This is a genomic window from Microbacterium martis (assembly GCF_047246685.1).
Classification (GTDB): Bacteria; Actinomycetota; Actinomycetes; order Actinomycetales; family Microbacteriaceae; genus Microbacterium.
The window spans coordinates 71,346-84,392 of record NZ_JBFOKT010000002.1; the positions used below are offsets into that span (position 1 = coordinate 71,346).

Genomic DNA, 13,047 nt, shown 5'->3' on the forward strand with positions numbered 1-13,047 from the left:
GTCACTTCTCGTGCCTTCCCTGCTCGAACCGTTCGCCGTGGACTTCTTCGTCCGCGCCCTGTGCGGCGGCATGCTCGTCGCCGTCATCTGCGGCGTCGTGGGCACGTGGGTCGTGATCCGAGGAATGGCCTTCCTCGGCGAGGCGATCGGCCACGGCATGCTGCCCGGCGTCGCGCTCGCCACCGTGCTCGGTGCGCCCGTGCTGCTCGGAGCCGCACTGAGCGCGGCTGCCATGAGCGCGGCGATCGGACTGCTGCAGCGCCGCGGCCGACTCTCGTACGACACCAGCATCGGACTGCTCTTCGTCGCGATGCTCTCGCTCGGCGTGATCATCGTCTCGCATTCGCGCAGCTTCGCCACCGATGCCACCGCGCTGCTGTTCGGCGACATCCTCGCGATCCGGCCCGACGGCATCGCGGTGCTCGTCATCGCCGCCGCCGTCACCGTGGGGGTCTCGATCGCGTTCCACCGTTCGTTCGTCGCCACCGCGTTCGACGCCCGCATCGCGGGCACTCTCGGGCTGCGTCCGCAGCTGGCGCACGTGGTTCTCGTCGCTCTGGTGACCATCGCCGTCGTCTCGTCGTTCCAGGCCGTCGGCACGCTGCTGGTGGTCGGACTCCTCCTCGCTCCCGCGGTCGCGACGCGTGCGTGGACGACCCGCATCCCGACCACGATGATCGGGGCGTCCGCGATCGGCGCCGTGGCCGTGCTGCTCGGGCTGCTCGCCTCCTGGCACTTCGCCACTGCGGCGGGCGCCTCGATCGCCGTGACCGCCGTCGCCCTCGCCGCAGCCTCGGCGAGCGCCCGCTCTCTGCTGACCCGCGCCGCGCGCCGACGGCATCCGGTCGACCGCGGCGTTCCGGCCGCACCCGACCGCGCGTCCGCCGCGCTCCCCGAAAGGATCCGATGACCTCCCGTCCCCCGCTCCTCCTCCTCGCCGCCCTGGCCATCGCCGCGCTCAGCGCCTGCGCGCCTGCGCCGGGCGCCGCCCCGTCGGCGCCTGCCTCGGCCGACCCGGCATCCGACGACGGCCACGGTGCGATCGCCGGTGCGGAAGAGGTCGCCGAGCCGCCGCTCGGACTGCTCTCGATCGACACCGACGGCAACGCCGCGGTCCTCGACCTGCTCGGCGACGAAGCGATCGATCTCGGCGCCACCGCTGCGCCGACGGCGCTCGCGAGCGACGGACGCTACGGATTCGTCACGACAGACGAAGGGGTGGAGGTCATCGACTCGGGCCGGTGGAGCTGGGACCACGGCGACCACTTCCACTACTACCTGGCGGAGCCCGCGCTGCTGGGCACGATGCCGGGCGACGGCCCGGCGACGGTCACGTCCGGCGCACTGTCGACCGCGGGGACCACGGGGGTGTTCTTCGCCGGTTCCGGCGAGGCCGTGCTGCTCGACAACAAGGCGCTCTCGGACGGCCAGATCGACGAGCTGTTCCGCATCGAGACCGGGGCGGATGCCGGACTCGTCGCCCCGGTCGGCGACGGCGCGCTCGTGACCGACGGCGATGACCTCGTGTACCACGACCGCGACGGCGAAGCTGTCGGCCCACCCGTCGAGTGCGTCGATCCCGCGGGCGCGATCACGACCCGGGTCGGACTCGTCGTCGGATGCGTCGACGGCGCGGTGCTCGCGACCTGGCAGGACGGCGAGCTCGCGACCGAGCGCATCCCCTACCCTGCAGGCGCGGTCGATCGCGCCCTGACGTTCGACGGACGCAAAGGCCGCCCGACCGTCGCCGCCGTGGCCGGAACCACCGGGTTCTGGCTGCTCGACACCCGCGAGCGCACGTGGACCCTGGTGCCGACCGAGCGCCCGCTCACCCGCGTGGTCGCCGTCGACGACGCCGAGGGACACGTCGTCGCGATCGACGTCGACGGACGGATCGCCGTCCACCTCGCCGAGAGCGGTGCGGTCGTCGGCGCCGCCGAGCCGCTGCTCGCCGACGGCGGAACCGCCTCGTCGCTGACGGTCGATGAGCAGCGGGCGTACGTCAGTGATCCGGCGGCCGGCGTCGTGCACGAGATCGACTACGCCGACGGAGCCCGCATCGCGCGGTCGCTCGAGACGCCGACGGCTCCGGCGTTCGTCACGGAGGTCGGACGATGAGGATGCTGCGCACGGGCGCCCTGCTCACCGCGACCGCCCTGATCGGCGTCGCCATCACCGGCTGCGCGGAGGGGACCGGCTCGGACCGACCGCAGATCGTCGTCACGACGAACATCCTCGGCGACGTCGTCGAGAACGTCGTCGGCGATGCCGCCGAGGTCACCACCCTCATGAAGCCGAACGCCGATCCGCACTCGTTCGAGATCTCCGCACAGGAGGCGGCGCGGATGGACGCCGCCGACCTGCTCGTCACGAACGGCCTCGGGCTCGAAGAGGGTCTGCAGAGACACATCGACCGCACGGCATCCGCCGGCGTGCCGACTCTCGTCGCCGGCGACGTGATCGACGTGCTCCCGTACACGTCGGAGGATGCCGGGGGCGCCGACGACCCGCACTTCTGGACCGACCCGGCCCGTGTGGTCGACGTGATCGACGCCCTGGAGAGCGCGCTGCTCGACATCGACGGCATCGACGTCGAGCAGATCCGCGCGAACGCCGATGACTACCTCGCCGAACTCGCCGAGCTCGACGAGGAGATGTCCGCGGCCTTCGCCGAGATCCCCGCGGATCGCCGGGCGCTCGTGACGAATCACCACGTCTTCGGCTACCTCGCGGATCGGTTCGGCTTCCGGCTCGTCGGTGCCGTCATCCCCGGCGGCACGACGCTCGCCGCGCCCAGCGCGGCAGACCTGCGCGATCTCACCGACGCGATCGACGAGGCGTGCGTGCGCACGATCTTCGCCGAGTCGTCGCAGCCCGACCGGCTCATCCAGGTGCTGGCCTCCGAGGCGGGCATCGAGGTCGACGTCGTCGAGCTGTTCACCGAGTCCCTCACCGAACCGGGCGAGGGCGCCCACACCTACCTGACGATGATGCGCGCCAACACCGAGCGCATCGCCGACGGACTGAACCCATGACAGGACCCCGACCGGGGCCCGACACGAGAGGAAACACAATGAAGCGACACATGAGGATGAGTGCCGCTGTCGCGGCACTGGCGGGCGTCTCGCTGCTCGCCACCGCCTGCGCCGGCGGTGCGGGCAGCGCCGCGCCCTCCGACGATGAGACGGCGGCCGCCGCGACCGAGACGGGGCGCGTCGCGATCTCCTACCCGGGAGGCATCGCCGTGCTCGACCCCGAGACGCTCGAGGTCGTCGACGAGTTCGACACCGAGGAGTTCACACGTCTGAACGCCTTCGGCGACGGCCGCACGATCGCCGTCACCACCTCGAAGGGCTTCCAGATGCTCGATACGGCCGAGCCCGCCCTCACCGACGCGCTGTTCGAGGCCACGACGGCCGGGCACGTCGTCATCCACGGCGAGAACACGGTGCTGTTCGACGACGGCACCGGCACCACAACGATCGTGCCGACTGACGGTTTCGCCGACGGCTACGACGCACTGCCCGAGGCCACGACCTACACGGCAGATGCGGCGCACCACGGCGTCTCGATCGTGCTGGAGGACGGCACGCTCGTCACGACCGTCGGCGACGAGACCTCGCGCACCGGTGCCATGGCACTGCACGCGCACGACGACCACTGGGACGAGGCCGCGGCGAGCGCCGAGTGCCCCGGCATCCACGGCGAGGGCACCGCTGCCGACGAGGCCGTGGTCTTCGGCTGCGAGGACGGCGCGCTGCTGTTCAAGGATGAGACGTTCACGAAGCTGACCGCGCCCGACGCATACGGCCGCATGGGCAACGCCTTCGTCTCGGAGACCAGCCCGATCGTCGTCGGCGACTACAAGAACGACCCGGATGCCGAGGGCTACCTGCTGAGCGCCGTCGCACTGATCGACACCGCCGCTGAGACCCTCGAGGTCGTCGACCTGCCCGCCGAGGTGCGGTACACGTTCCGCGACATCGCGCGCGGCCCCGGCGACCTCGCGTACATCCTGTCGACCGACGGGCAGATCCACGTGCTCGACCCCGAGACCGGCGAGCTGACTGAGTCGTACCCGGTGATTGAGGCGTGGGAGGGCCCGGCCGAGTGGCAGGACGCGCACCCGGCGATCAAGGTCGACGGCGACATCGCCTACGTGACCGAGCCCGCCGCGAACAGCGTGCACGCGGTGGATCTCACCACCGGCGAGGTCATCGCCTCGGTCGAGCTCGACCACACGCCGAACGAGCTGGCGGTCGCGATCGGCTGATCGACGGCATCCGCGAACCGAGCGGGCAGGGCATCCTTCGGGGCCCTGCCCGCTTGATCGTGGTGCCGCTCCGAGCATCAGTCGTCGTCGCCGATGCGCGCGGTGTCGACGTCGACCACGCCGTCCTCGTTCATGTCGGCGCGACGCGCCGCCCTGGCATCCCACCGCAGCAGCGCCGCGGCGAGCACCGCGGCGATCACGGTGCCGAGGAGCACCGCGATCTTCGCCCCGTCGGTGTGCTCGGTGTCGGGGAACGAGAGCTCGGCGATCAGCAGCGAGACCGTGAATCCGATGCCGGTGAGCAGGCCGACCGGCAGGAGGTCGCGGATGCCGATCGCGTCGGGCAGTCGCAGAGGTGTGAACCGCGTGACGAGGGCCGTGACCCCGAGCACGCCGACGAGCTTGCCGATCACGAGACCGGCGACGATCGCGAACACGACCGGCTGCAGAAGCACGGATGCTGCGCCATCGCCGCCCACGAGCGTGACCCCGGCGGCGAAGAACGCGAAGATCGGCAGTGCGACACCCGACGAGAACGGCCGGATCGCATCGTCGAAGCGGTGCGTGCGTGACTCGGTCTCGCCGTGCACGCGGCGCGCCGGAACGGTCAGGCCGAGCAGCACGCCCGCGATCGTCGCGTGGACGCCCGACTCGTGCATGAAGACCCATGCGACGAGGGCCACCGGAGCGAGAAGCCACCACCGCGTCGTGCGCATGCGCGTCAGCAGCGCGAACACCGCGACGCAGGCGAGCGAGATCAGCAGCGACACCAGGTCGATGTCGCCCGTGTAGAACACGGCGATCACGACGATCGCGAGCAAGTCGTCGACGACGGCGAGTGTGAGCAGGAAGGTCCGCAGCGCGCGCGGCAAGCCGCGACCGAAGATCGCCAGCACGGCGAGGGCGAACGCGATGTCGGTCGCGGTCGGGATCGCCCAGCCGTGAGCGGCGGTACGGTCACCGGCGAACGACACGATCGTGATGAAGATGACCGCCGGCATCACCATGCCGCCCACCGCGGCCAGCACGGGCACGGCCGCCGTCTTCACGTTGCGGAGGCTGCCCGCGACGATCTCGTGCTTGAGCTCGACGCCCACCACGAAGAAGAACACCGCGAGCAGGCCGTCGGCCGCCCAGGTCGCGAGGCTCAGGTCGAGGTGCAGAGCGGCAGGACCGATCGTGATCTGCGAGAGCGCCTGGTAGCCCTCACGCCAGGGCGAGTTCGCCCACAGCAGGGCGACGGCCGCGGCCACCATGAGGATGACGCCGCTGGTCGTCTCTGCGGTCACCCACCGACGAGTCCGCGCTCGGGCGTTCGAGATCCGGGTCAGTCCACGCACGAAGGTCTCCTCTGGTCGATCTCCGTCGTCCAGGGTCGGCGACGGATCCGTCGACCAGGCTTCCCGACACTCCGCCGCCCATCGTACCCGCCGGATCGTCCCTCCCGCGCGCCGCGCGGAGTGCGGCAGCAGCCGGGAGGGAGGTGGATGCGGGTTCGTCAAGGGGCTCCGGATCCCTCGTCGGGCGACCTAGATTTCCGGCATGGTCATCGAACTGAATCGCCCCGCCCTGAAGCACGCGCGCGCACTCGTCCGCGCCGGAAAGGTCGTCAGAGACGAACGCGACGACTGGTCTGAGGCGGCTCCCAGCGCAGACGAAGAGAACCGATTCATCGAGGAACACGGATGGACGGAGTTCTCGCACTGGCATCTCGGGGTCGACAGAGACGAGGACTCCGAGACGAAGAAGGCGTACAGCTTCCCGTTCGGCGACTTCCGCTCAGTACGTCGCTCGGGCGTCATCTCGGGCGAGAGCCGCGCCGGACAGTACGACCACACCGAGATCAGGGACGAGCTGCGCAAGCTGCTCGAGCTCATCGACTCGACGGACGAGTGACCTGCGGCGCTGCACGCGGAGAGCGGCGGCCGAGATGACGCTGACACGCATCCCATGCCGCGCGAATCAGACGACGGCATTCACCAGCGTCTGACGCTGCTGACCGAGGCCGTCGATGCCGATCTCGACCACGTCGCCGGTGCGCAGGTAGGGGAAGCGTCCCGAGAGCGCGACGCCCTGCGGGGTGCCGGTGTTGATCAGGTCGCCGGGCTCGAGCACGAGGTACTGCGACAGGTGGTGCACGATCTGAGCGACGGTGAAGATCATGTCTGCCGTGTTCGAGTCCTGCCGCGCCTCGCCGTTGACCGTCGACCACAGCCGGAGGTTCTGCGGATCGACGTCGTCGGCGGGCACGAGCGCCGGGCCGAGAGGGTTGAACGTCTCGGCGTTCTTGCCCTTCGACCACTGTCCGCCGGACTGCTCGACCTGGAACGCACGCTCCGAGACGTCGTGCGAGACGACGTATCCGGCGACGTGCGCGAGGGCATCGTCGGGGCTGGACAGGTACCGGGCACGGGTGCCGATCACGACGCCGAGCTCGACCTCCCAGTCGACCTTGTCGGCGCCCGGGGGGATCAGCACGTCGTCGAAGGCGCCGACCACGGTGTTCGGATGCTTGTGGAAGAGAATGGGCACCGACGGCGGGGCGTCGCCCGACTCGGCGGCGTGCGCGGCGTAGTTCTGCCCGATGCAGAGCACCGCCTGCGGTCGGGCGATGGGCGCGCCGACCCGCAGCAGGTCGGCACCTTCGAAGACGGGTAGCTCACCGGCATCGAGGGCGGCTCGCGTGCGGGCGATGCCATCTGAGGCGAGGAAGGCGCCGTCGATGTCGCCGGTGAGGCTGTCGAGTCGGAGGATGCGGCCGTCGTGGCGCACCGCGGGCGTTTCAGTGCCGGCGTCGCCGAGGCGGAGGAATTCCATGTGTCGTGCTCCAGATCGGGCGTGGATCAATGGGTGTACGGGCGGTGCTTCTCGATGGCGTCCGAGAGCTCGACGCCGAAGCCGGGCGTCTCGGGCACCTTCAGGCGGCCGTTGACAGGCACCGGCTCGCCGGTGAGCATCGGCGAGAACATCGGCACGACCTCTTCGGCGGTGGGGTGCATCATGAGGAATTCCGCGAACGGGCTGTTCGTGCGGGTGACCACGAAGTGGTACGAGTACACCGACGAGCCGTGCGGCACGACCATGGTGCCGTGTGCGTCGGCGAGCGCCGAGATCTTGATGAGTTCGGTGATGCCGCCGCACCAGCCCACGTCAGGCTGGATGAGGTCGACACCGGTCCCGAGAAGCTGTCGGAAGCCCCAGCGCGTGGCCTCGTGCTCGCCGGTCGTGATGAGCATCGATGACGGGGCGCGCTTGCGCAGTTCGGCATAGCCCCAGTAGTCGTCGGGGATGAGCGCCTCTTCGAGCCACTTGAGGCCGTAGTCGGATGCCGCGTGGGCGAGCCGCGTGGCGTAGTCGACGTCGAGCGACATCCAGCAGTCGTACATGAGCCAGAAGTCGTCACCGACCTTCTGGCGCATGTCGGCGAGCATCTCGATGTTCTTGCGAAGGCCCTCGTCGCCTTCGGCGGGGCCGTGGTGCAGGGGCATCTTGCCGCCGATGAATCCGAGCTCCTTCGCCTTGTCGGGGCGGGCGCCGGTCGCGTAGAACTGCAGCTCGTCGCGCACCGGTCCGCCGAGCAGCTCGAACACGGGAACCTGGCGGATGCGGCCGAGCAGGTCGTAGAGCGCAAGGTCGACGCCGCTGATGACGTTGAGCACCACTCCACGGCGACCGTAGTAGAGCGTCGACTTGTACATCTGGTCCCAGATGCGCTCGATGTCGGTGACCGCGCGGCCTTCGAGGAAGCGGGCGAGGTGCTTCTCGACGATGAACGCGCCGATCTCGCCGGCGGTCGTCACGGAGAACCCGACGGTGCCGTCGCTCGCTTCGATCTCGACCACGAGCGTGCCGAGCACGTTGAGGCCGAAGCTCTGACGCGACTGGCGGTACTCGGGGTAGACGCTCATGGGCGTCGCGATGTGGTCGTCGATCCAGTGCTCGGCGCCCTGGTCGTGATAGTCGGCTCCGCCGCCGCGCACCGTGTACGCGCGGACCTCGCGGATCGTGGGGGTGCCGGTCATCGTGTCTCTCCCTCTCGGTCGGAGTCCCGACCGGTCTCTTCATCGTTCTCGTGACCGGTCCCCCGGTCGAATCGGACAAGCACCTTGCCCGGGGTGCCGTCGCCGGCGGCGAGCGAGGCGAAGGCGGCGTCGGCGTCGGCGACGTCGATCTCGCGGCTGATGAGCGCACGGTAGACGTCGGGGGCGTCGCCGATGATCCGTGCCGCGTGCGCGAAGTCGTCGGAGCCGTAGGTGAAGCTGCCGATCAGCGAACGCTCCTCGGTGCTCACGAGGAACGCGTCGAGGGCGACCTGCGGCGACCCCATTCCGACCAGCACGACCGGCGCACCCAGCACGGTGCTGGTGAGCGCGTCGCGCACCGTGGGGGTGATGCCGACGGCGTCGACCGCGGCATCCGCGAGCCCTCCGCGCTGTCGCAGCTGGTCGGCGATCGCCCCGGATGCCGGGTCGATGACCTCGGCGCCGAGCTTCTGCACGAGCTCGCGGCGCGCGGCATCCATCTCGCTGACGACGATCGTCCCGGCACCCGCGTCGCGCAGCGCGATGATCACCGACTGGCCGATCGGACCGCCGCCGATCACGAGCACGCGGCCGAGGCTCTGCTGCGGCAAACGCCGGACGGCGTGCACGGCCACCGCGAGCGGCTCGATGAGCGCGCCGAGCTCGATCGGCAACGAGTCGGGGAGCGGCACGACGTTACGGGCCGGGACCCGCACGTAGTCGGCGAAGGATGCCGGGATCTGCGGGGCGACGCCGATGACGTACTTGCCGGGGTGGTGCTGCTCGCGGCCGGCGTAGGCGTCGGCATCCTCCGCCGGTACGACAACCGGATTGAAGGTGACCGGTGCGCCCACGGCGAGCCCGTCGACACCCGAACCGAGGGCGGCGATCGTGCCGCTCGACTCGTGCCCCATCACCTGCCCGGGGTGGCGGCGACCGTTCTCTCCGGTGTAGCCGTGCACGTCGGATCCGCAGATCCCCGTGGCGGCGACCCGGATGAGCACCTCGCCGGCGGCCGGGGCGGGGGTCGGGGCGTCGCGGACGTCGAGGCGTCCGATCTCGGTGAGGACGAGCTCGCGCATGAGCGGGTCTCCTTTGCTTGTGCCGACGGAGGTCAGCGCTGGCGGGCGGGGGCGGGCGTGGAGAGTCCGACGCCGTCGGTCTCGCGGACCGCAGGGCTGACGACGCGGCTCAGGGCGATGAGCACCGACCCGAGGATCGCGATCGCGGCGAGCACGATGAGTCCGGCGCTGTCGCCGAACGTCGTGTCGGCCCAGTTCTTCAGGATCGGGGCGAGGAAGCCGCCGAGGCTGCCGAGCGAGTTGATGAGTGCGATGCCGCTCGCTGCCGCGGCGCCGAGGAGGAACGATGTCGGCAGCGTCCAGAACACCGGCTGCACGGAGATGAATCCGGCGGCGCCGATGCTGAGGGCGGCGAGCGCGATGATCGGGTCCTGGATCACGGCCGACAGCACGATGCCGACACCGGCCGCCGCGAGGGCGAGGGTGGCGATGAGACGGCGCTGGCCGGTGCTGTCGGCGAGGCGCGAGAGCACGAAGGTGACGATGAGCGCGAACGTCCACGGGACGGCGGTGAGGAGGCCGACCTCGAGCCCGACCGGCTTGCCGACGATCGTGGCGATCTGGGTGGGCAGATAGAAGGTGACGCCGTAGACGCTCATCTGGATCGTGAGGTAGATCGCGGCGAAGTACAGCACCACCGGATTCCCGAGCGCGCGCAGGGCGCCGCGAGGGGAGTGGTTCTCCTTGACGGAGTCGTCGGCTTCGAGGGCGCTCAGCAGGGTGGAGCGCTCGGCGTCGGTGAGCCACTTCGCGTCCTTCGGACCGTTGTCGAGGTAGAAGAATGCGACGATGCCGACGAGCACGGTGAGGATGCCGGTGACGAGGAACATCAGCTGCCAGCCGTGGATGCCGACCTTGCCGTCGAGGTCGAGGAGCATGCCCGAGAGGGGCCCGCCGAAGATAAAGGCCAAGGGTGCGCCGAAGTAGAAGAGGCCATTGACGCGCGCACGGTACTTCAGCGGGATCCAGTACGTGAGGAAGAGGATGACGCCGGGGAAGAACCCGGCCTCGGTGATGCCGAGCAGCACGCGCAGGACGTAGAAGATCCACTCGTTGGTGGCGAACATCATCAGCGCGGAGACGATGCCCCACGAGACCATGATGCGCGCGAGCCAGATCTTCGCGCCGACCTTGCGCATGATGAGGTTCGACGGGACCTCGAAGATCGCGTAGCCGAGGAAGAAGATGCCGGCGCCGAGGGCGTAGGCGGCATCCGAGATCCCGGTGTCGGCCTGCCAGGCGACCTTGGCGAAGCCGAGGTTGGCGCGATCGAGGAACGCGAGGATGTACATGAGGAGCAGAATCGGGATCAGCCGGAGCGTGACCTTGCGGACGATCGCGGCGAGCTCGGGCCGCGTGGAGGACTGAGTGGACATCGGGGCATCTCCATTGACGAGGGGTATCCAATGCGTTCACGTATGTGAACTGACCGTCTCAGACCTGAACGCGCGATAGTGTGACACATCACCCCTGTCCGCACAACTCGTTTCAGGAGGCCGTATGACCGATGTCGAACCCGGCGCGGTGAAGTCCGCCGGGCGCGCGCTGGAGATCATCGAACACCTCGCGGACGTCGAGGCGCAGACCTTCCCCCAGCTCGTCGCCGCCCTGTCACTTCCGCGATCGAGCACCCACGGGCTCCTGCGCACCCTCGTCTCCGCCGGATGGGTCGATCTCGATCCCGAGTCCAAGAGGTATTCACTCGGCCTCAAGGCCTGGCAGATCGGGCAGCGTTATGACGGACACCGTCTGCTGCTCGAGTCGGGTCCGGCGCTGATGGCGCAACTGACCGATGAGACCGGCGAGACCGTCCAGATGGCTCGACTCGACGGCGTCGAGAACGTCTACATCGCGATCAGTCCCTCACCCAACCCGATGCGCCTCGCATCCAACGTGGGCATGCGCCTCCATGCCCACGCCACGGGGATCGGCAAAGCCCTGCTGAGCACCCTGGGCGAGGACGACGCTCGACGTCGTCTCCAGCAGGTGGCCATACCCCGCCTGACCGCCAAGACGATCACCGACCCCGACGAGATCCTCGCCGCGATCGCCCGGGGACGAGATCTGGGCTTCTTCGTCGACGATGAAGAGTTCATCGACGGCTGCCGATGCGTAGCCATGCCGCTCACCTGGCCGGCTGAGACCGGTGTCGCTGCTGCGCTCAGCATCACCATGCCCACGAGCCGGACCGACGAGCGATGGCCGCACTCGATGGTCGAACCCCTTCGCCGCCTCGTCGGGCGCATGCGCGAGGGAATGGGACTGGCCCCGGAGGCCGGCGCTCATCGGGCGTAGACCACGGATCGAGGGGTTTCCCTCGCCTTCGCGCGCTGCTCCGCGGGCAGCGCTCGCAGCTCATCGGACGCTGCGGATCGGGAGGACCGCGAGTCCGCCGAGCACCCCGAAGACGATGGCTGCGATGAACAGCGCCGCGTAGTTCTCGCCGCTGCCGCCGATGGCGAGGAGCGGGATGGCGAGCACGGGCACGAGCACTTGCGGCACCTGGAACGACAGCGACACGATCCCGAGATCCTTGCCTGCTTCGTCGAACGTGGGCAGCACCTCGGTCATCATCGCGATGTCCACCGAGACGAACGCGCCCTGCGCTCCTCCCACGAGCGCCATCGCGATCAGGAAGGTCACCAGATCGGGTGCGAGCGCGGCGATCACGAGTCCAGCCGCCGAGAGCAGAGCCGAGATCCACACGATCGCCTTGCGTCGACCCGTACGGTCGGAGATCCAGCCGAACGCCACGGTGGTGAGGATGCTGGTGAGGGTGAACGCGATGAGGACCGTCGCATAGACGCCCGACGCGTCTTCCGCCGGGACGCCCAGACGATCGATGATGAAGAACAGCAGGTAGGTCGAGACGGTCAGGATGGACATCGTGACGAGCAGCCGGCACATCCAGGCCCAGAAGAAGTCGCGGTATTTCACCGGGTTGAGCCAATAGGTGGAGAGCACGTCCGACCACCGCCACGGCTCCGGCTTCTCGGTGCGCACGATGTCGTGCAGGCGGAAGAACAGGAGCAGACTGAAGACGGTGCCGATGGCGCCGGGCACCACGAACCAGGTCCACTGCAGTTCGTTGGGCAGCGCGGCGATGATCAGCGATCCGGCGATCAGGGCGATGGCGTTGGCGGCGCTCGCGGCGGCCGAGACCCGGGCGCGGATGCTCATGCGGATCTGGTCGGCGAGCAGCGCGTGCACGGCGGCGTTCGTGGCGCCGTACCCGGTCTGCACGATCGCCCATCCGACGATCACCTGCCACAGTTCGCTCGACCCGGCCAGCACGAGGACGCCGACGGCTCCGGCCAGCGCGCCGCCGAGGATCCAGGGGCGGCGCTTCCCGAGCCTCGACATCGTGCGGTCGCTGAGGCGTCCGAACAACGGCGTGATGACGATCACCACCACCCCGCCGACCGCCGCGACGATCGACAGGTTCAGCCCTTTGGCGTCGTCATCGAGGAACGCGAAGACCTTGGGGATCGATGCCCCGGCCAGTGTGCTGAGCACGATGCTCAGACCGAACCACGCGGCGACGAAGGCGAAGAGGAAGCCGCGCGGCTGCGGGGATCCGGGGATCACGTCGGGGCCGACGGCGCCGATCGGGTCGAGTGCGGTCTGGGACATCATCGTCTCCTGGGGGTGCGGGGGTCGAGCTAGTGGG

12 protein-coding genes are annotated in these 13,047 nt (G+C 69.4%); 6 read left to right on the plus strand and 6 right to left on the minus strand.

What is annotated here, in order from left to right; all coding sequences use genetic code 11:
• Positions 1-10: 10 nt before the first annotated feature.
• The 4 genes from aztB to aztD are packed head-to-tail and all read left to right on the plus strand — an operon-like array spanning position 11 to position 4,273.
• Positions 11-910 carry a zinc ABC transporter permease AztB gene (gene aztB, locus AB3M90_RS08290; protein ID WP_412951375.1) on the plus strand — a complete coding sequence of 300 codons (900 nt, stop codon included), beginning with the start codon at positions 11-13 and terminating at the stop codon, positions 908-910.
• Positions 907-2,118 (plus strand): ABC transporter, encoded by a 1,212-nt coding sequence (locus AB3M90_RS08295; RefSeq protein ID WP_412951377.1) that lies wholly within the window; start codon positions 907-909, stop codon positions 2,116-2,118. The genes aztB and AB3M90_RS08295 overlap by 4 nt, the downstream gene beginning before the upstream one ends.
• Positions 2,115-3,035 carry a zinc ABC transporter substrate-binding protein AztC gene (aztC, locus tag AB3M90_RS08300; RefSeq protein WP_412951379.1) on the plus strand — a complete coding sequence of 307 codons (921 nt, stop codon included), beginning with the start codon at positions 2,115-2,117 and terminating at the stop codon, positions 3,033-3,035. The genes AB3M90_RS08295 and aztC overlap by 4 nt, the downstream gene beginning before the upstream one ends.
• Before the next feature lie 50 nt (positions 3,036-3,085).
• Entirely contained in the window at positions 3,086-4,273 is a 1,188-nt protein-coding gene (aztD, locus tag AB3M90_RS08305) for a zinc metallochaperone AztD (protein ID WP_412951380.1), read from the plus strand.
• 77 nt (positions 4,274-4,350) lie between these two features.
• Here aztD and nhaA read toward each other — a convergent pair whose 3' ends face one another.
• Complete coding sequence (nhaA, locus tag AB3M90_RS08310) at positions 4,351-5,562, minus strand: Na+/H+ antiporter NhaA (protein WP_412951381.1); 1,212 nt, start codon at positions 5,560-5,562, stop codon at positions 4,351-4,353.
• A 253-nt stretch (positions 5,563-5,815) separates the two neighbouring features.
• On the opposite strand from nhaA, the gene AB3M90_RS08315 reads away from it, so the two are divergent.
• Complete coding sequence (locus AB3M90_RS08315) at positions 5,816-6,169, plus strand: hypothetical protein (protein ID WP_412951382.1); 354 nt, start codon at positions 5,816-5,818, stop codon at positions 6,167-6,169.
• Between the two features lie 66 nt (positions 6,170-6,235).
• Here the strand turns inward: AB3M90_RS08315 and AB3M90_RS08320 are convergent, their stop codons facing one another.
• The 4 genes from AB3M90_RS08320 to AB3M90_RS08335 are packed head-to-tail and all read right to left on the minus strand — an operon-like array spanning position 6,236 to position 10,753.
• A complete protein-coding gene (locus AB3M90_RS08320; protein WP_412951384.1) occupies positions 6,236-7,090 on the minus strand; it encodes a fumarylacetoacetate hydrolase family protein in 855 nt (284 codons plus the stop codon).
• Between the two features lie 26 nt (positions 7,091-7,116).
• Positions 7,117-8,295: an L-rhamnonate dehydratase gene (gene rhmD, locus AB3M90_RS08325; RefSeq protein ID WP_412951385.1), complete on the minus strand. Its 1,179-nt coding sequence runs from the start codon at positions 8,293-8,295 to the stop codon at positions 7,117-7,119.
• Positions 8,292-9,377: a zinc-dependent alcohol dehydrogenase gene (locus tag AB3M90_RS08330; protein ID WP_412951387.1), complete on the minus strand. Its 1,086-nt coding sequence runs from the start codon at positions 9,375-9,377 to the stop codon at positions 8,292-8,294. Before AB3M90_RS08330 ends, rhmD begins: the two co-directional genes overlap by 4 nt.
• Before the next feature lie 32 nt (positions 9,378-9,409).
• Positions 9,410-10,753: an MFS transporter gene (locus tag AB3M90_RS08335; RefSeq protein ID WP_412951388.1), complete on the minus strand. Its 1,344-nt coding sequence runs from the start codon at positions 10,751-10,753 to the stop codon at positions 9,410-9,412.
• A gap of 124 nt (positions 10,754-10,877) precedes the next feature.
• Between AB3M90_RS08335 and AB3M90_RS08340 the strand changes: the two genes are divergently transcribed.
• Positions 10,878-11,672, plus strand: a complete 795-nt coding sequence (locus AB3M90_RS08340; RefSeq protein WP_412951390.1) for an IclR family transcriptional regulator — start codon at positions 10,878-10,880, stop codon at positions 11,670-11,672.
• 60 nt (positions 11,673-11,732) lie between these two features.
• Here AB3M90_RS08340 and AB3M90_RS08345 read toward each other — a convergent pair whose 3' ends face one another.
• Positions 11,733-13,010 carry an MFS transporter gene (locus AB3M90_RS08345; protein ID WP_412951391.1) on the minus strand — a complete coding sequence of 426 codons (1,278 nt, stop codon included), beginning with the start codon at positions 13,008-13,010 and terminating at the stop codon, positions 11,733-11,735.
• Between the last annotated feature and the right edge of the window lie 37 nt (positions 13,011-13,047).

What these genes read in the sequence shown, in the direction of transcription:
- AB3M90_RS08295 (WP_412951377.1), top strand. Translation starts at nt 907, where the DNA reads ATGACCTCCCGTCCCCCGCTCCTCCTCCTCGCCGCCCTGGCCATCGCC.
- aztC (WP_412951379.1), top strand. Translation starts at nt 2,115, where the DNA reads ATGAGGATGCTGCGCACGGGCGCCCTGCTCACCGCGACCGCCCTGATC.
- aztD (WP_412951380.1), top strand. Translation starts at nt 3,086, where the DNA reads ATGAGGATGAGTGCCGCTGTCGCGGCACTGGCGGGCGTCTCGCTGCTC.
- AB3M90_RS08315 (WP_412951382.1), top strand. Translation starts at nt 5,816, where the DNA reads ATGGTCATCGAACTGAATCGCCCCGCCCTGAAGCACGCGCGCGCACTC.
- AB3M90_RS08320 (WP_412951384.1), bottom strand. Translation starts at nt 7,090, where the DNA reads ATGGAATTCCTCCGCCTCGGCGACGCCGGCACTGAAACGCCCGCGGTG.
- rhmD (WP_412951385.1), bottom strand. Translation starts at nt 8,295, where the DNA reads ATGACCGGCACCCCCACGATCCGCGAGGTCCGCGCGTACACGGTGCGC.
- AB3M90_RS08330 (WP_412951387.1), bottom strand. Translation starts at nt 9,377, where the DNA reads ATGCGCGAGCTCGTCCTCACCGAGATCGGACGCCTCGACGTCCGCGAC.
- AB3M90_RS08335 (WP_412951388.1), bottom strand. Translation starts at nt 10,753, where the DNA reads ATGTCCACTCAGTCCTCCACGCGGCCCGAGCTCGCCGCGATCGTCCGC.
- AB3M90_RS08340 (WP_412951390.1), top strand. Translation starts at nt 10,878, where the DNA reads ATGACCGATGTCGAACCCGGCGCGGTGAAGTCCGCCGGGCGCGCGCTG.
- AB3M90_RS08345 (WP_412951391.1), bottom strand. Translation starts at nt 13,010, where the DNA reads ATGTCCCAGACCGCACTCGACCCGATCGGCGCCGTCGGCCCCGACGTG.